Below are 15,525 nucleotides of genomic sequence, written 5' to 3' on the forward strand. Positions count from 1 at the left end.
ACCGGACCTCAGAACTGCAGGGCCCAGGTGTCGATCTTGCCGACGTCGGCGTTCGCGTTGTCCGTGACCCGCAGCTTCCACGTGCCGTTGGCGACCTCCGAGGAGGCGTTCACCGTGTACGTGGTGTTGATGTTGTCCGCGCTGCCACCGGTACCGAAGGCCTTCAGGGTGTACGCCGAGCCGTCGGGGGCGATCAGCTGGACCTGGAGGTCACCGATGTAGGTGTGGACGATGTTCACCGGCACCTGGAGGGCGGAGGGGGCGTTGCCCGTGATGCCGCTGACGGTGACCGGGGACTCGACGGTCGCGTTGTCGGCGATGGCGTAGTCGGTGGTGTTCTCGAACTTCTTGCCGGGCGGCGGGGTGGTGCCGCCGTCACCGACGTAAAGGAGGCGGTTCGGGGAACCGGTGCCCGGGTTGGTCACCACGTTCGGCGTGGCGGCGTTCACCAGCGCGGTGCCCACCTGGGCGGGGGTGGCCGTCGGGTTGTTCCCGAGGTACAGCGCGGCCGCGCCGGCGACGTGCGGGGCCGCCATCGACGTGCCGGAGATCGAGTTGGTGGCGGTGTCGCCGGTGTTCCACGCCGAGGTGATGGACGAGCCCGGGGCGAAGATGTCCACGACGGTGCCGTAGTTCGAGAAGCTGGAGCGGGCGTCGGTGCTGGTCGTGGAGCCGACCGTGAGCGCCTCGGTCACGCGGGCCGGGGAGTAGTTCGACGCGTTGGCGTTGCTGTTGCCGGCGGCGACGGCGTACGTGACACCGGACGCGATCGAGTTGCGGACGGCCGTGTCGAGGGTGGAGTCGACGCCTCCGCCGAGGCTCATGTTGGCGACGGCCGGCTTGACGGCGTTCCGGGTCACCCAGTCGATGCCCGCGACGACGCCGGCGGTGGTGCCGGAGCCGTTGTTGTCGAGCACGCGGACGCCGACGATCTTGGCCTTCTTGGCGACGCCGTGGGCGGTGCCCGCGACGGTGCCGGCGACGTGGGTGCCGTGGCCGTTGCCGTCCTGGGCGACGTTGTCGTTGTCGACGGCGTCGAAGCCGTTGAAGGCGCGGCCGCCGAAGTCGCTGTGGGAGATCCGTACACCGGTGTCGATGATGTACGCCGTGACGCCCTGGCCCGCGGTGTCCGGGTAGGTGTAGCTCTGGTTCAGCGGGAGGCCCCGCTGGTCGATCCGGTCCAGGCCCCAGGACGGCGGGGAGGGCTGGGTGCCGTTGATCCTGAAGACACGGTTCTGCACGACGGACTTGACCGCGGGGTCGGCGGCGAGCTTCTTCGCCTGCGCCTCGGAGAGCTCGACGTTGTAGCCGTTGAGCGCCGCGGTGTACGTCTTCTTGATCTTCGCGCCGTACTCGGCGGCGACCGCGCGGCCCTCCGCGGTCTCGGCCTGCGCCGACTCCTCGAGGGTGACGATGTAGCTGCCCGCGATGGTTCCTTCGGCTCCGGCGTTCTCGATGACGCCCTCCGGGGCCGGCGGCGCGGCGACGGCCGGGAGGGTGGAGAGGGAGCCGAGAGCGACGGCGGCGACGGCTATGGCCGCGGCGGTGGCGACTCGGCGGCGTGAGTCACGCATCACTGACATGTGGGGGGTCCTCCTGATGTGGCGGTGCGCTGCAGTGGGGATACAGCAGGTGCATGACAAGACGACGTGAGCTTCGCGCCGTCTCGAACAAGCGGCTGCCGAGCGAAAGATTGGCGGATCCATAGGAATCGCACAAGAGCCGTGCAACCCCCGCAACAACCGCGCCATACGGCTGACATGCTGGACGCCATGACCGCCTATGTGTGCCCCCGATGCCGGGTCGAATCGCCGACGGACGCGCTCACCTGGTGTTGTCCGAAGTGCCGAGGGCCCTGGGACCTGGAATTCGCGAGTGCGCCGGTTTCTCTCCCGTCACTCGCGTCACGTGGAAATTCATTGTGGCGTTACGAGGAGGCGCTGCCTCCGATGCGGTACGCGCCGGAGGTGACGCTCGGGGAGGGGCGCACGCCGCTCGTGCCCCTGCTGCGGGCCGAAGCGGGGGCGCCGGCGTCGGTCTCGGCCAAGCTCGACTTCCTCATGCCGACGCTGTCCTTCAAGGACCGGGGCGCGGTGATGCTCGCCGCGCACGCCCTCCACCTCACGGAGTTCGGCCTCTCCGACCGGGTCGTCGCCGACAGCAGCGGGAACGCGGGCACGGCCGTCGCCGCGTACGGGGCGCGGGCCGGGCTCGACTGCCTCGTATACGTCCCCCGGGGCACGTCCCCGAAGAAGCTCGAGCAGATCCGGGCGCACGGAGCCGAGGTCGTCGAGGTGGCAGGCGACCGCGAGGCGACGGCCCGGGCGGCGCGGGAGGCCGCGGACGAGCCCGGCACCTTCTACGCCTCGCACGTGTACAACCCGTACTTCCTGCACGGCACCAAGACCTACGTGTACGAGCTCTGGGAGGAGCTCGGCGGCCGCCTCCCCGAGACGATCGTCGTCCCCGTCGGCAACGGCACCCTGCTCCTCGGCGCCGCCCTCGCCATCGAGGAGCTGCTCCACCACGGGCTCGTCGACACCCGTCCCGCGCTGGTCGCCGTCCAGGCGGAGGCCGTGTCCCCGCTGGCCGCGGCCTTCCACGCGGGCGCGGAGGAGCTCGGCGCGCCGGTCCCCGGCCGCCCCACCCTCGCCGAGGGCATCGCGATCCCGGCCCCGCCCCGCGCCCGCCAGATCCTGCGTGCGGTACGCGCGACCGGCGGCACGTTCCTGACGGTGACCGAGGATCAGATCCGGGAGGCGCAGCGGGACCTGGCCCGCCGCGGACTCTTCGTCGAGTCCACCGGCGTGGCCTGCTGGGCGGCGGTCCGGGCGGCCCCGCCCCGCCCCGGCCTCACGGTGGTGCCGCTGTGCGGGGCGGGGGCTAAGACCGGAATGGCGGGCTGAACGCGGGGCGGGGCGGCCTGTCGTGGCCGGGCCGGCTCAGAAGTCGTCGGCGCCGTTACGGAGCTCGTGCGTCCAGTAGCCCGTCTTCGCCGCGGCCTCGTTGACGGCCAGGCCGCCGGCGGGGGCCTTCACGACGATGCTGCCCTCGGCGGGGCCGTCGGCGGCGAAGAGGTTCACGTTGAACTCCTTGACGACCTTGTTGGGCTCGTCGACGCCGCCGAGCGCGACACGCACGTTCGCGTACGCGGGCGCGCCGGGCTTCAGGACGACCGGGGCGGCCGGCTTGCTCTTCGCGACGGCCGGGATGTCCTTGGCGGTCTGAACCGGGCCGAAGGCGAGGAGCGGGTACTGCAGGAGGGTGCAGGAGCGGCCGGAGACGTTGGTGGCGGTGAGGACGATGTGCTCGGTCGGGACCTCGTCCGCCTTCGCCGCGGTGACCTTGATGTCGCCGCGGGAGCAGGCGAGCGCCTCCGCGGAGGTCTTGCCCGAGTCGCCGCCGGTCGCCTTGCCGGACGTGGACGCGGACGTGCCGCTGCCGCCGGTGGTGGAGCCCGTGGTGGTGGCGCCGGTGGAGCCGCCGGTGGTCGCGCCGGTGGAGCCCGCACCGCCCTTCGCCTCGGTCTGGTCCGCGGTGCCGTTGCCGGCGGTACCGGCGGACTGCGACGAGGTCTGGCCGCCCATGTCCTTGGCTCCGGTGTCGCTGTCACCCCCGCACGCGGTCAGACCCAGCGAGAGGGCGGCGACGGCGGTGGCGGCCAAAACGGCGGACGTGTTGATGCGCATGGTGGTTCTCCCCGTGAAGTGCGGTCGGTCGCTGCACGTTCTCCGTGCTGCAACCAGACTCCCGCCCCGCGCTGTCGTCCCGCTTGCGTACCGCTAACGACCCGCTGACAGGCGCGAGAGACCCGCCGCCGCCCGGGCCGAACCCTCGGGGAAACCGGCCGCCTCCGCGGCGACGATCGCGCGTTCCAGCTGGTCGGCGGCCTCCTCCAGGCGGCCGATGCCGGCCAGTGCCTCGCCCCGGACGATCTGCAGCTGCGCCTGGACGACCACCGCGTCGGGTGCGACGAGTTCCCCGGCGCGAAGGGTGTGGGCGAGCGCCGCCTCGTAGTCCTCCGCCTTCAGGCAGTGCCCCGCCAGGTGCTGGAGGGTCAGCGCCTGGGTGGAGGGATGACCCGTGAGGTCGGCCAGCGACACGGCGTGGACCATGAGCAGTCCGGCGCGCTCGTGCTCCCCGGTGGCGTCCAGTACGGAGGCGTAGTTGATGTAGGCGATCGCCTCGCTGATCGTGTCGCCGGCCCGGGCCGCCAGTCCCGGCGCCTTCTCCAGGTGGACGAGCGCCTCGGCGTCCCGGCCCTCCTCGTGGAGGATCCAGCCGAGCAGCGCCCGCGTCCGCGACTGGGCGTCGAGATCGCCCACGTACTCGGCGGAGGCGAGCCCGGCCTCCAGGAGCGGCGTCCAGCCGTCACCGATCCGCATGAGCATCAGCGGCCACTGCACCAGGGCGAGCCGCCAGGCCCGGTCGTGCAGGCCGAGGGCCGCCGCGGCCGCGACCGCGCCCTCCAGTGCGGGGCGTTCCGCCACGTACCAGTCGAGGGCCGCCGTCCGGTCCTCGAACTCCCGTGTCGCGGCGGGCCGCCGGGCGTCGGCGGGCAGCGAGTAGCAGGGCTGGGAGCCCGGCTCCGCGGCGGCGTCGGCCGCGAGCCCCGTGTACAGGTAGTGGTCGAGGAGGCGGGGCAGGCCCTCGGGGTCGGCCTGCGGGGCGAGATGGCGGGCGTAGAGACGCACCAGGTCGTGCGGCGTCCAGCGGCCGGGGACGGACTCGGTGAGCAGATGCGCGGCGGCGAGCCGGTCCAGGTCGGCGGAGGCCGGCGCGGGAGACGTACCGGCGAGCGCGGCCGCCGCGAACCGGTCCAGGTCGGAGCCGGTGTGCAGGCCGATCGCGCGGAACAGCCGGGTCGCGGACTCGGGAAGCTGCTGCACGGTGAGACGCAGCGCGGCGGAGACGCCCCGGTCCTCGACGTCGAGGAGCATCAGCCTGCTCTGCTCGTCGGCGAGTTCGCCGACCATCGCGTCGAGCGTCCACTGCGGGCGCTCGGCCAGCCGGGCCGCCGTGACGCGCAGCGCGAGCGGCAGGCCGTCGCAGAGCCCGGCGAGCCGGGCGGCGGCGGCCGGTTCCGCGGCGACCCGCGTCTCGCCGAGGACGGTGGTGAGCAGGGCCGCCGCATCGGCCGGGGGAAGGTGTCCGAGCGGTACGGGCAGGGCCGCGTCGGAGGCGATGAGTCCGCCGAGCCGGTCGCGGCTGGTGACGAGCGTCGTGCAGTGGTCGCCGCCGGGGAGCAGGGGCCTGACCTGCTCGGAGGAGCGGGCGTTGTCGAGGACGACGAGCAGTCGGCGGGCGCCGGTGAGGTTACGGAACAGCGCGCCGCGCGCCTCGACGGCCTCCGGGATCCGCTGCGGCGGCACGCCGAGCGCGAGCAGGAACTCACGCAGGACGGCGGCGGTCTCGGGCGCCGGGGTGTCGCTGAAGCCGCGCAGGTCGGCGAAGAGCCGCCCGTCGGGGAAGTCGGCGCGCCGCTCGTACGCCCAGTGCACGGCGAAGGCCGTCTTGCCGACGCCGGCCGGTCCGGTGACGAGACAGACGGGGCCTTCCCCGCGCAGTGCCACCCGGTCGAGCGCGGCCAGTTCGGTGCCGCGCCCGGTGAAGCCGCGCGGCGCCCGGGGCAGTCCCTCCGGGGCCGGGGCCGCGGCCGGGACGACGGGGCGGGGCGCGGAGACGGGCCCGGCGGAGCGGAGCAGGGTCGCGTACGCCTCGCTGAGCGTCTCGCCGGGGTCGACGCCCAGTTCCTCGGCGAGCAGCCGCCGGGTGCGGTGGTACCAGTCGATCGCGTCCGACTGGCGCCCCGAGCGGCCGAGGGCCAGCATCAGCGCGGCCGCGAGGGACTCCCGCAGCGGGTGCGCGACGGCCTCGGTGCGGAGGACGGCGGCGGCCCGGCCGTGCTCGCCGAGTTTCCCGTACGCCTCCGCCAGCGCCTCCACCGAGGCGAGCCTCAGCTCTTCGAGCCCACCGGCCGCCGCTTCGAGGGGGCGGCTGTGCACGGTTCCGGTGAGGGCGGGGCCCTGCCAGTACGAGAGTGCCTCGCGCAGCATCCGTACGGCGTCGGCGGGCCGCCGCTGGACCCCGGCGAGCCCCACGAGTTCCTCGAACCGGTGCGCGTCGACCAGCGACTCGGGCATCCGCAGCACGTACGCGGAGCCCTGGGTGGCCAGCTCGACCCCGTACTCCTCGGCGCCGTGCTCGGCGAGCAGCGCCCGCAGCCGCGAGACGTGCCCCTGGAGCACGGTCTTGGCGTGGGTGGGCGGCTCCTCCTCCCAGAGGGCGTCGATCAACTGCCCCACGTTCACCGCACTGTTGGGCCGCAGCAGCAGCACGGCGAGCAGGCTGGACCGCTTGGCGGGCCCCAAGGCTACGTCCCCGTCCTCCGTCACGAGCGCGACGGAGCCGAGCAGCCGGAACTCCACCTGTGTACCTCCGCGATCCCTCTCCCGCATTACCCAGCGGTAGAGGATACGCGGGACGGAGGGGCCACCTGTGACCAGTCCTTCACGAGAACGTCTTCTTTTCGCCATCTCTCACGACAGTACAGCCGCCCCCGAATGGCCGGAAAGGATCGGTGGCGGAAATACAAAGATTATCCTTGCCAGGCCTGAACCCGACGCGTGTAGACTGCTTTTCATGAATGAAGAAGAGATACCGATAGATCAATCTCCTTCACTCTTCGGACGTGCTCGAACTCCGTTTATCCGGATGAAAGTGGAGGCTGTCCCGGTATGACATACGCGCCCACGCGACCGACGGAGCGGACGGACCGCGAGGCCCTTCGCGTACTCGCCGCGGACAGCAGCACCCAGGACGCCGACCTGCTCGTTCCGGAACTGCGCCGGCACGGGTTCAGGACGGAGCACGTCCGGACCGGCGCCGAGGCGCTCCGACACTGCAGGAAAGCCGACCTGCTCCTCGTCGACCTGGACCTTCCGGACCGGGACGGCGTGGAACTGTGCCGCAGCATCCGGGCCGTCTGCGATGTCGCGATCATCGTCGTCACCGCCCGCGACACGGAGCTCGACCGGGTTCTCAGCCTGCGCGCGGGGGCCGACGACTATGTCGTCAAGCCGTGCGGTCTGGCCGAATTGATCGCCCGGATAGAAGCGGTGATGCGCAGGGTCCGGCTACAGCCCTCCGTCCCCGACGACGTCATCTCCGTCGGTTCTCTGCGCATCGATCACCGCACCCGGGAAATCCTTATGGACGGCCGTCGCATCGAGGTCACCCGTAAGGAATTCGATTTGCTTTATCTGCTCGCCTCACGGCCGGGTAACGTCTTCTCGCGCAGGCAGATCATGGCCCAGGTGTGGAGCGACCCCAGGTCGAAACCCGGCCGGACCATCGATACCCACATCAGCAGCCTGCGCGGCAAACTCGGCTGTAGCCAGTGGATCACCACGGTGCGCGGTGTGGGTTTCCGTCTCGGACTCGCCTGATTTCGCCTTCGACTTCCGGGCCGGCACGCGGAGCCCGGGGTCCCGGGGCGTCCTCTCCTCGTGCCGGCCCTCGGTCGGCCGGCTCAACCGCGCGCGGCCACGAACTCCTTGACCGAGGAGATGACGTAGTCCAGCATCTCGTCGGTGAGCCCCGGATAGACCCCGATCCAGAAGGTGTGCTCGGTGATGATGTCGCTGTTCGTCAGCTCGCCGACGATCCGGTGCGGCTGGTCGATGTAGGCCGGGTGCCGGGTCAGATTGCCCGCGAACAGCCGGCGGGTGCCGATCTTCCGGTCCTCCAGGAAGGCCACGAGCTCGGCGCGGGTGTACGACGCCTCCGGGTCCACCGTGAGCACGAAGCCGAACCAGCTCGGGTCGGAGCGGGGGGTCGCCTCCGGGAGCAGCAGACCGGGCACGCCGTCCAGACCGTCCCGCAGCCGCCGCCAGTTGCGCTTCCTGGCGTCGATGAAGTCGTCCAGCTTGGCCAGTTGGGTCAGCCCGAGGGCCGCCTGGATGTCGGTCGCCTTCAGGTTGTAGCCGACGTGGCTGAAGATGTACTTGTGGTCGTACCCGGCGGGCAGGGTCCCCATCTGGTACTGGAAGCGCTTGAGGCACTTGTCGTTCTCGCCGGGCTCGCACCAGCAGTCCCGGCCCCAGTCCCGCAGCGACTCCACGATCCGGGCGAGGCCCAGGTTCGAGGTCAGGACGCAGCCGCCCTCGCCCATGGTGAGGTGGTGCGCCGGATAGAAGCTGACGGTGGTCATGTCACCGAAGGTGCCGGTGAGCTGCCCGTCGTACAGCGAACCCACGGCGTCGCAGTTGTCCTCGATCAGGAACAGGTCGTGTTCCTCGGCGAGTTGGGCGATCTCGGTGACGGGGAACGGGTTGCCCAGGGCGTGCGCGATGATGATGGCCCGGGTCTTCGGGCCGATCGCCGCCGCCACCCGGTCGGCCGTCGCGTTGCAGGTGGTGAGGTCCACGTCCACGAAGACCGGGACGAGACCGTTCTGCAGGATCGGGTTGACGGTGGTCGGGAAGCCCGCCGCGACGGTGATCACCTCGTCGCCCGGCCTCAGCCGCCGGTCCTCCAGGACGTGCGAGGTGAGCGCCGACACGGCGAGCAGGTTCGCCGACGAACCGGAGTTGGTGAGGTGGGCCTTGCGGCGCTTCATGCGCCGGGCGAACCCCGACTCGAACTTGCGGGAGCTGCGCCCGGCGGCGATGCGCATCTCGAGCGCGGCCTCCACCAGGGCCGTACGGTCCGACTCGTCGAGGACCGCGCCGGACGGCCAGATCTCCGTCGTACCGGGGACGAACTCCCGCTGCGGGGAGACCTCCTGGTGGTACTTGCGGACTTCCTCGAGTACCTGTTCCTTGCGGTCGCTCACGGTGATTCCTCTTCCATGTCAGCTGCGTCGGTCGTGGTGCCGGGCAGGGGGTGCCCCGGCGGAAGTACGGGCGCGAGCACCTCGCGCAGGGAGTCGTCGAGGGACCGGCGGGGACGCCAGCCGAGAAGCCGCTCGGCGCGCCCGATGTCCAGCCGCTGCCAGGCGACGTCGGTGCGCGAGGGCGGTCCTTCGGCGTCCTCGACGACCGGGACCTCGACACCGCTGAGCGTCACCATCCGGTGGATCAGCTCCCCCATCGGTACCGCCTCGCCGCGGCCGATGTTGATCACACGGCCCGTGACGGCGGCCGTCGGTGCCGTGGCCGCGGCGAGCACCGCGGCCACGGTGTCGCCGGCGTCCACCAGGTCGCGGGCCGCGCGCAGTGGCGGGAGCCGCAGCTCGGCGGGCTTCTCGCCGCGCTCGACGGCGCGGGCGGCCTCCCCGAGGTGGGCGGCGACCCGTCCGAAGAGGCTGCCCTCCGGCACTCCGGCGCCGATGACGTTGGCGAGCCGGAGCACCACGCCGTCGACGCCCCGGTCGGACACGCCGCGCAGGACGGCCCGGGTGCCCTGGAGCTTGGTGCGTCCGTACGGGGTGACCGGGTCCGGCGGGTGGTCCTCGCCGGTGGCCGCGCCCAGCGCCCCGGCGCCGTACTCGTGGACGCTGCCGAGCTGGACGAGCCGTACCGGAGGGCCGGGCCGCCCGGCGAGCGCCGTGACGAGGCGCTCGACCAGGTCGGCGTTGCCCGCGGCCATCTGCTCCTCGTCCGCCCGCCAGGCCCGCCCGGCCGCGTTGACGACGACGTCGGCGCCGGTCGAGTCGAGGAGCCCGGCGATCTCGTCCGGCGCCGCCGCGAGCAGATCGAGGCGCACGGCCGTACGGCTCTGGGCGGGACCGTACCCGTCGGCGCGGGATACGCCCCCGGTGCGGGACACCGGGTGGACGCGGGCGCCCAGGGCCGCGAAGCCCTCGACGAGGTGACGGCCCAGGAATCCCGTGCCGCCGAGGACGACGACCGAGAGTCCGGCCGCCGGACGGGCGTCGGGCCTCATGCCGTGACCTCCCCGCGGGCCGTCATCGGTTCCCCTTGGCCGTGCTGAAGCGCCGGACGATCGGCATCTCCACGTACCGGTGCAGCAGCCAGGCCACGGCGAGGGAGACGAGCAGGGCCGTCGCGATGTAGGCGATCACCATGGTCACGGAGTCGAACGGGCCGTGCATCACCTCGACGTTGAGGGTGTAGAGCACGAGGTGATGGCAGAGGTAGAAGGCGAACGACACGTTGCCGAGCAGCACCATCGTGCTCGACGACAGGAACGACGTCCGTCCCGCGATGTCCCGCTGCGCGGCGGCGACGATGAGCAGCACGCAGGAGATCAGCAGGGGCGCCCGCTGGCCGAACAGCCACGGGCTCTGGGTCGCCCAGTAGTAGCAGGGCACGAACGAGACGAGCACCCACGGCAGGCTCACCCGGGGGAAGCGGCCGGAGGTCACCAGGAGCGCGGCGAACATCCCGGCGAAGAAGTCGCAGAGGCGGCCGAGCGGGAAGACATAGGCGAACCACGTCTGGAAGCCGGCCGCGTCGGGGGCGCCCACGAGCCCACCGGTCCCCGCGGGCAGGTTGTACGCGAGGACCGGGATGAGGAAGGCGGCGGCCACGCAGAGCGCGAGTCCCGTCCAGGCCGCGCGTCGGCCGAGGCCGCGGAACCTGCCGATGACGAGGGGGAAGACCAGGTAGAACACGGCTTCCACGGCGAGGGACCAGCCAGGTGTGAGAACGCTGAAGTTGACCTCGGGGTTCGGTATCCACACCTGCGTGAAACTCGCGTAGGCGAGCAGGTCCTGCCATCGGATGCCCAGGTCCCACAGCAGCAGCGCCGCCGCGGCACCGGTCACGTAGTACAGCGGCACGATCTTGACGAAACGGCGGCGGTAGAAGCTGCCGGTGCGGTCGGTGGACCGGGCGGACCAGGTGAGGACGAAGCCGCTGAGGATGAAGAAGAAGCCCACGCCGGCGCTGCCCAGCTGGCCGGCCGCTGACATGAAGGCGGCGTTGGCCCCCGGGTCGGCGAACGTGGGGAAGATCAGGCTGGAGGAGCCGATGAGGAGGAAGGAGGAGTGGGTCACGAACACCGCGAGCGCCGCGAAGAAGCGCAGCCCGGTCAGCGAGTCGAGCCTGGCACGACCGACGGGAGCGGGCGGCGCCCCCTTCCGGGGGGCCACCGCCCGTCTGCGTACGTCCCCCGCTCTGCCCGGGGAGGTCATCGTCGGTTCCTGTGTCATGAACTGTCCTCCATGGAAGTGGGGTCCCGCGCGGCGGAGCACAGCAGAAAGGGGACGCCGAGAACGGCGTCCCCTTCCGAACGGTCCGGAGCTTCGCCCCGGGCGTCACCTGCGAGCTGGTCTCACGGCGTCGCGGGCAGGATGTTGTGGTTGGAGCGGAACAGGTTGGCGGGGTCGTACTTCGCCTTGATCTGGGCCAGCCGTTCGCCGGTGGCCCCGGGGTAGAGCGCCTCCCGGACGTCCTCCGGCCCGGCGTTCACCACGAAGTTGGCGTACGAACCGGAGTCGGACTGCCGGACGGCGGTCATGAACTCCTCGACCCAGGCCTCGTGCAGGCCGGCGTCGGCCAGGTCCGCGTAGACGGCCGTCAGGTGGGCCATGATCTTGCTCTGCCGGTGCGCGAAGGCCGTGGCGTCGGACGGGACCCGTGCGATGGCCCCGCCGAGCACCCGCAGCTGCGCCCCGGCGACCAGGGCGCTCGACCCGCTGACGCGCTCCACGATGGTCTCGGCGGTCGCGCGGTCGACCCGGTCGATGAACAGGTTGCGGGCCGCGGAGATGGGCCGCTGCGAGGGGTCCGCCGGGCCGAACATCCCGGGGTAGGGGATGGCCCGCACCATGTCGGCCAGCGGAGGGACGATCGCCCGGAACCGGTCGATGACCTTCTCGCCCGCCTCGGCGGGACCGGCGTAACACAGCACCGCCAGGATGATCGGCTTGCCGTGGTACTCCTCGGGCACGAACGGGAACGGCGGCGCCGTCCACACGTTCACGATCGTGGTGAGCTCCTCTGGGGCGGCCTCGGCCTCGGCGACGAAGGCCTCAAGGATCTCGGGGGTCACAGGGGTGACCATGATCCCGCCGTACACGCCGTCGAGTTCGTGCAACCGGAGCTTGAGGCGGGTCGCCACGCCGAAGTTGCCGCCGCCGCCGCGGAGCGCCCAGAACAGGTCGGGGTGGTGGTGCTCGTCCACCGACAGCAGTTCGCCGTCGGCCGTGACGATCTCGGCGGCCAGCAGGTCGTCGATGGTCATGCCGTGCTTGCGGGACAGGAAGCCGATGCCGCCGCCCAGGGTGATGCCGGCGACCCCGACGAGGCTGTTGTCGCCGAAGCCGGTCGCGAGCCCGTGCTCGGCGGCGGCCTCGGTGTACTCGCCGGCGGAGACCCCGGCCTCGGCCCAGGCCGTACGGGCCTCGACGTCGATCTCAAGGGCGCGCATACGGGACAGGTCCAGGACGATGCCGCCCTCGCAGACACCGTGCCCGGCGCCACTGTGTCCACCGCCGCGGACGGCCAGTTCGAGCCCGGTCTCCCGCGCCAGCGCGACGACGCTCGCGACCTGCGCGGCGTTCCCGGGGCGCAGGATGACGGCGGGCCTGCGGTCGACGTCGCCCGCGTACACGGAGCGTGCCGTCTCGTACTCGGCGTGGTCGGGGCCGATGACCTGACCGTACCGCTCATCGGTGAGCTCCCCGATCGACAGGGCGGCGCGTCCGTGAGGTGATGTCACAGAGTGACTCCTTAATATGCGACTCGATTTGCTGCTCAATACGCGACTCAATATGCCGCCCGATTTAGCACGGTTAGCAGAGTCGACACCCTGTCACCCGGTGATTTTTCATGTCAAACCTGAGAGTGGACTACCGCTCATATTCGGCCAGACATCGAGTTTTACGTCGAATTAACGGGCGGTGGATTTCACGAGGGTGAGCACGCGTGCGCCGTAGGCGAGGGCAGGCGATACCGAGTCGATGCTCATGCCCGCGGCCGTCGCGAGTTCCTGCCACTGGCCGTGGGTGCGCTCGCGCCCGCCGAAGTAGACGAGCATGCGGAGATCGGCGCTCGTGAAGCCCGGGTCCGGCGCGGACGGCGACTGGTCGGCGCACTCGACGAGCAGCACGGAACCGCCGGGTTCCAGCGCGTCCGCGCAGCGGCGGAGGATCCGTACGGCCTCGTCGTCCGACCAGTTGTGCAGGACGAACGACAGCGCGATCCGGTCCGCCTTCACCGGCAGCGGGTCGAAGAAGCTGCCGTCGAACACGTCGACCCTGTCGGCGAGCCCGGCCTCCTCGAACTTCCCGCGTGCCCGGGCCGCCGGGCCGGGGAGTTCGACGAGGGAGGCGCGGATACCGGGCTCCTCGGCCAGCAGGGTGGCGAGCAGGTCGCCGTCGGCGCCGCCCACGTCGAGGAGGTGCCGCACCCCGGTCCAGTCGTGCTCCGCCACCACCTGGGCGAAGACACTCCGCTGGCCCTGCGCCATCAGGTCGTAGAAGGTGGCGCCGAGGGAGGCGTCGTCCGAGACCTCGTCCCAGAAGTCCTTCCCGTACATCCGCCGGTGGACGGCGCCGCCGTCGCGGACCGCTTCGAAGAGGTGCACGAGCGCGAGGTCCGCCCGCCCCACCATGTGGCTCGGGTCCAGCCATCCGACCTGGGAGGCGGGGTGGTCGTGGGCGAGCAGCTCGCCGATGGCGGTCGGCTCGTAGTGGTCGGGGCCCGACTCCGTCAGGACGTCGACGGCGACCAGGTGCCGGAGCAGCCGCCGCAGGGTGTCCTGGTGGGAGCCGGTCGCCTTCGCGAGCCCCGCGACGTCGTGCACACCGTTCCGCAGGTGGTCGACGAGCCGCAGGCTCGCGGCCACCCTGAGCGCCATGGGGGTCACGAGGTCTCCGAGCCGCTGCAGCGCGGCATAACCGGAGGAGGTGTCGGCGATGGCGGTGGAGCCGCCGAAATCTCCGTCTTCCGGCTTCCGCGCCACTTCGGTTGTCGGTTCGTCCACGGACACGTGCTTCTCCAATTCACATGGGGTGATATCGACCGTCTGATACCGGGAATGGTGTTCTTCGAATACGCGGCTTTCAGGCCGCGTCCAGTTCCCGGTGGGCCAGGGCCGGGCCGAACCACCGGGTGAGCGCGGGGACGAGACCCGCGGTGTCGCTCTCCGGCGTGGCCGTGCCGGCGGCGTCCGCGACGGTGGCCGCGACCCAGGCGACATGCCCGTCGGGGCGGATCAGTACGGCCGCGGGCGCCGGTACGTCACCGATCACCGGGAACGGCCAGTGATCGCCCTGGGGCTCCGCCTCGACGAGGTCCACCCGGTCCGTCCAGCCGTCGAGGACCGTACGCAGGTGGGTCCGGCCGGTGAAGTCGAGGAGCACCGGCCGTGCGGCGTGCAGCAGCTCGTAGATCCGTATCTGCCCGGAGGGAGACTTGATGTCGAGGTCGGTCATCCGGCGGCCGAGGGCGGGGTGCCCGCCGTCCACCGGGTAGTACGTGTCGAGCTGGCTGATGACACCGCCCAGGTACCGGTTGCCGTCCTCGGACTCGACGAGGTCGGCGAACACCCCGCGGAGCGCGTCGGCGTGGGGGCCCGCGGGCCAGAGGGCGGTCTGCGCCCGGATGTTGTCGAGCATGCGCGTGGTGGCCGTGTGCCGCTCGGCGTGGTAGCTGTCGAGCAGCTCGTCGGGGGCCTGCCCGCGGACGACCGCGGCGAGCTTCCAGCCCAGGTTGACGGCGTCCTGGAGCCCCAGGTTCAGCCCCTGTCCGCTGGAGGGGAAGTGGACGTGCGCCGCGTCCCCGGCGAGCAGGACCCGCCGGTCGCGGAACCTGTCGACCAGCCGGCAGGCGTCGCTGAACCGGTCGAGCCGGCGGGCGCTGTGCATGCCGAAGTCGGTGCCGGCGATCTTGGCGCAGGCCTCGCTGAGCGTCTCCACGGTCACCGGGTCGTCCCGGTCGGTGACCTTGCCGAACTCCACGGTGATGATCCGGTACATGCCGGGGTACTCGGAGTGGAAGTTCATGAAGAACCCGTTCTCCCGACGGCCCTCGGGGCCGAAGACGACCTCGGCGGGGGGCTCGGTGAGTTCGACGTCGCCCAGCAGCGCGGTCAGCGTGGCCTCGGTGCCGGGGAAGGCGATGCCGGTCAGCTTGCGCACGGTGCTGCGACCGCCGTCACAGCCCACCAGGTAGTCGGCGCGCAGCAGCTCGGTGCCCTGCTCCCCGGTGATCTCCACCTCCACGCCGGTCTCGTCCTGGCGCAGACCGGTCACCTCGGCGGGCCGGCGGAGCCGTACCCCCAGCTCGATCGCGCGGTCCTCGAGGAGCTGCTCGATCCGGGACTGGTGGATGGCGATCGCGTACGGGTGCCTGGTCGGGAAGTCGTCGATGTCCAGGTGCATGAAGGCGAAGTGCGCGAGCGGCAGCGCGCTGCCCTCCGCGAGGAAGCGGTCGGCGAGCCCGCGCTGGTCCAGGAGTTCCACGCTGCGGGCGTGGAGGCCGCCGGCGCGTGACTCGCCGGTGCGCGCCGCGAGCTTCTCGAGCACCAGCACGTCCACGCCCGCGAGCCGCAGCTCGCAGGCGAGCATCAGCCCGGTCGGGCCACCGCCCGCGATGATCACATCTGCCATGA

General features: G+C 71.6%; 11 protein-coding genes. 2 read left to right on the forward strand and 9 right to left on the reverse strand.

All coding sequences use genetic code 11. The features are described from left to right. Positions 1 to 8: 8 nt before the first annotated feature. Positions 9 to 1,583 carry a S8 family serine peptidase gene (locus ACIRB7_RS00775; RefSeq protein WP_403590401.1) on the reverse strand — a complete coding sequence of 525 codons (1,575 nt, stop codon included), beginning with the start codon at positions 1,581 to 1,583 and terminating at the stop codon, positions 9 to 11. Between the two features lie 177 nt (positions 1,584 to 1,760). Here ACIRB7_RS00775 and ACIRB7_RS00780 point away from each other — a divergent pair, with 177 nt between their 5' ends. Next, positions 1,761 to 2,906, forward strand: a complete 1,146-nt coding sequence (locus ACIRB7_RS00780) for a threonine synthase (protein ID WP_403590404.1) — start codon at positions 1,761 to 1,763, stop codon at positions 2,904 to 2,906. Positions 2,907 to 2,942: 36 nt separating this feature from the next. Here the strand turns inward: ACIRB7_RS00780 and ACIRB7_RS00785 are convergent, their stop codons facing one another. Both ACIRB7_RS00785 and ACIRB7_RS00790 read right to left on the reverse strand, forming a co-directional pair. Beyond that, on the reverse strand, positions 2,943 to 3,689 hold the full coding sequence (locus ACIRB7_RS00785; protein ID WP_403590407.1) for a DUF4232 domain-containing protein: 747 nt from the start codon (positions 3,687 to 3,689) through the stop codon (positions 2,943 to 2,945). Between the two features lie 93 nt (positions 3,690 to 3,782). Further along, positions 3,783 to 6,428 (reverse strand): BTAD domain-containing putative transcriptional regulator, encoded by a 2,646-nt coding sequence (locus ACIRB7_RS00790; RefSeq protein ID WP_403590410.1) that lies wholly within the window; start codon positions 6,426 to 6,428, stop codon positions 3,783 to 3,785. 309 nt (positions 6,429 to 6,737) lie between these two features. On the opposite strand from ACIRB7_RS00790, the gene ACIRB7_RS00795 reads away from it, so the two are divergent. Next, a complete protein-coding gene (locus ACIRB7_RS00795) occupies positions 6,738 to 7,448 on the forward strand; it encodes a response regulator transcription factor (RefSeq protein ID WP_403590413.1) in 711 nt (236 codons plus the stop codon). A gap of 83 nt (positions 7,449 to 7,531) precedes the next feature. Here the strand turns inward: ACIRB7_RS00795 and rfbH are convergent, their stop codons facing one another. From rfbH to ACIRB7_RS00825, 6 genes are all read right to left on the reverse strand, one after another. Next, the gene (gene rfbH / locus ACIRB7_RS00800) at positions 7,532 to 8,836 is read right to left on the reverse strand and encodes a lipopolysaccharide biosynthesis protein RfbH (protein ID WP_403590416.1); all 1,305 of its coding nucleotides are present in this window, start codon (positions 8,834 to 8,836) and stop codon (positions 7,532 to 7,534) included. Continuing rightward, entirely contained in the window at positions 8,833 to 9,888 is a 1,056-nt protein-coding gene (locus tag ACIRB7_RS00805; protein ID WP_403590419.1) for an NAD-dependent epimerase/dehydratase family protein, read from the reverse strand. The genes rfbH and ACIRB7_RS00805 overlap by 4 nt, the downstream gene beginning before the upstream one ends. A gap of 22 nt (positions 9,889 to 9,910) precedes the next feature. Further along, a complete protein-coding gene (locus ACIRB7_RS00810; RefSeq protein ID WP_403590422.1) occupies positions 9,911 to 11,119 on the reverse strand; it encodes an acyltransferase family protein in 1,209 nt (402 codons plus the stop codon). Between the two features lie 122 nt (positions 11,120 to 11,241). After that, the gene (locus tag ACIRB7_RS00815) at positions 11,242 to 12,630 is read right to left on the reverse strand and encodes an FAD-binding oxidoreductase (protein WP_403590425.1); all 1,389 of its coding nucleotides are present in this window, start codon (positions 12,628 to 12,630) and stop codon (positions 11,242 to 11,244) included. 171 nt (positions 12,631 to 12,801) lie between these two features. Next, entirely contained in the window at positions 12,802 to 13,896 is a 1,095-nt protein-coding gene (locus ACIRB7_RS00820; protein WP_403590428.1) for a methyltransferase, read from the reverse strand. 79 nt (positions 13,897 to 13,975) lie between these two features. Next, positions 13,976 to 15,523 (reverse strand): FAD-dependent monooxygenase, encoded by a 1,548-nt coding sequence (locus tag ACIRB7_RS00825; protein WP_403590431.1) that lies wholly within the window; start codon positions 15,521 to 15,523, stop codon positions 13,976 to 13,978. Positions 15,524 to 15,525 lie beyond the last annotated feature (2 nt).

Origin of the sequence: Streptomyces sp. NPDC093795, assembly GCF_044764665.1 — a bacterium.
Taxonomy (GTDB): Bacteria; Actinomycetota; Actinomycetes; order Streptomycetales; family Streptomycetaceae; genus Streptomyces.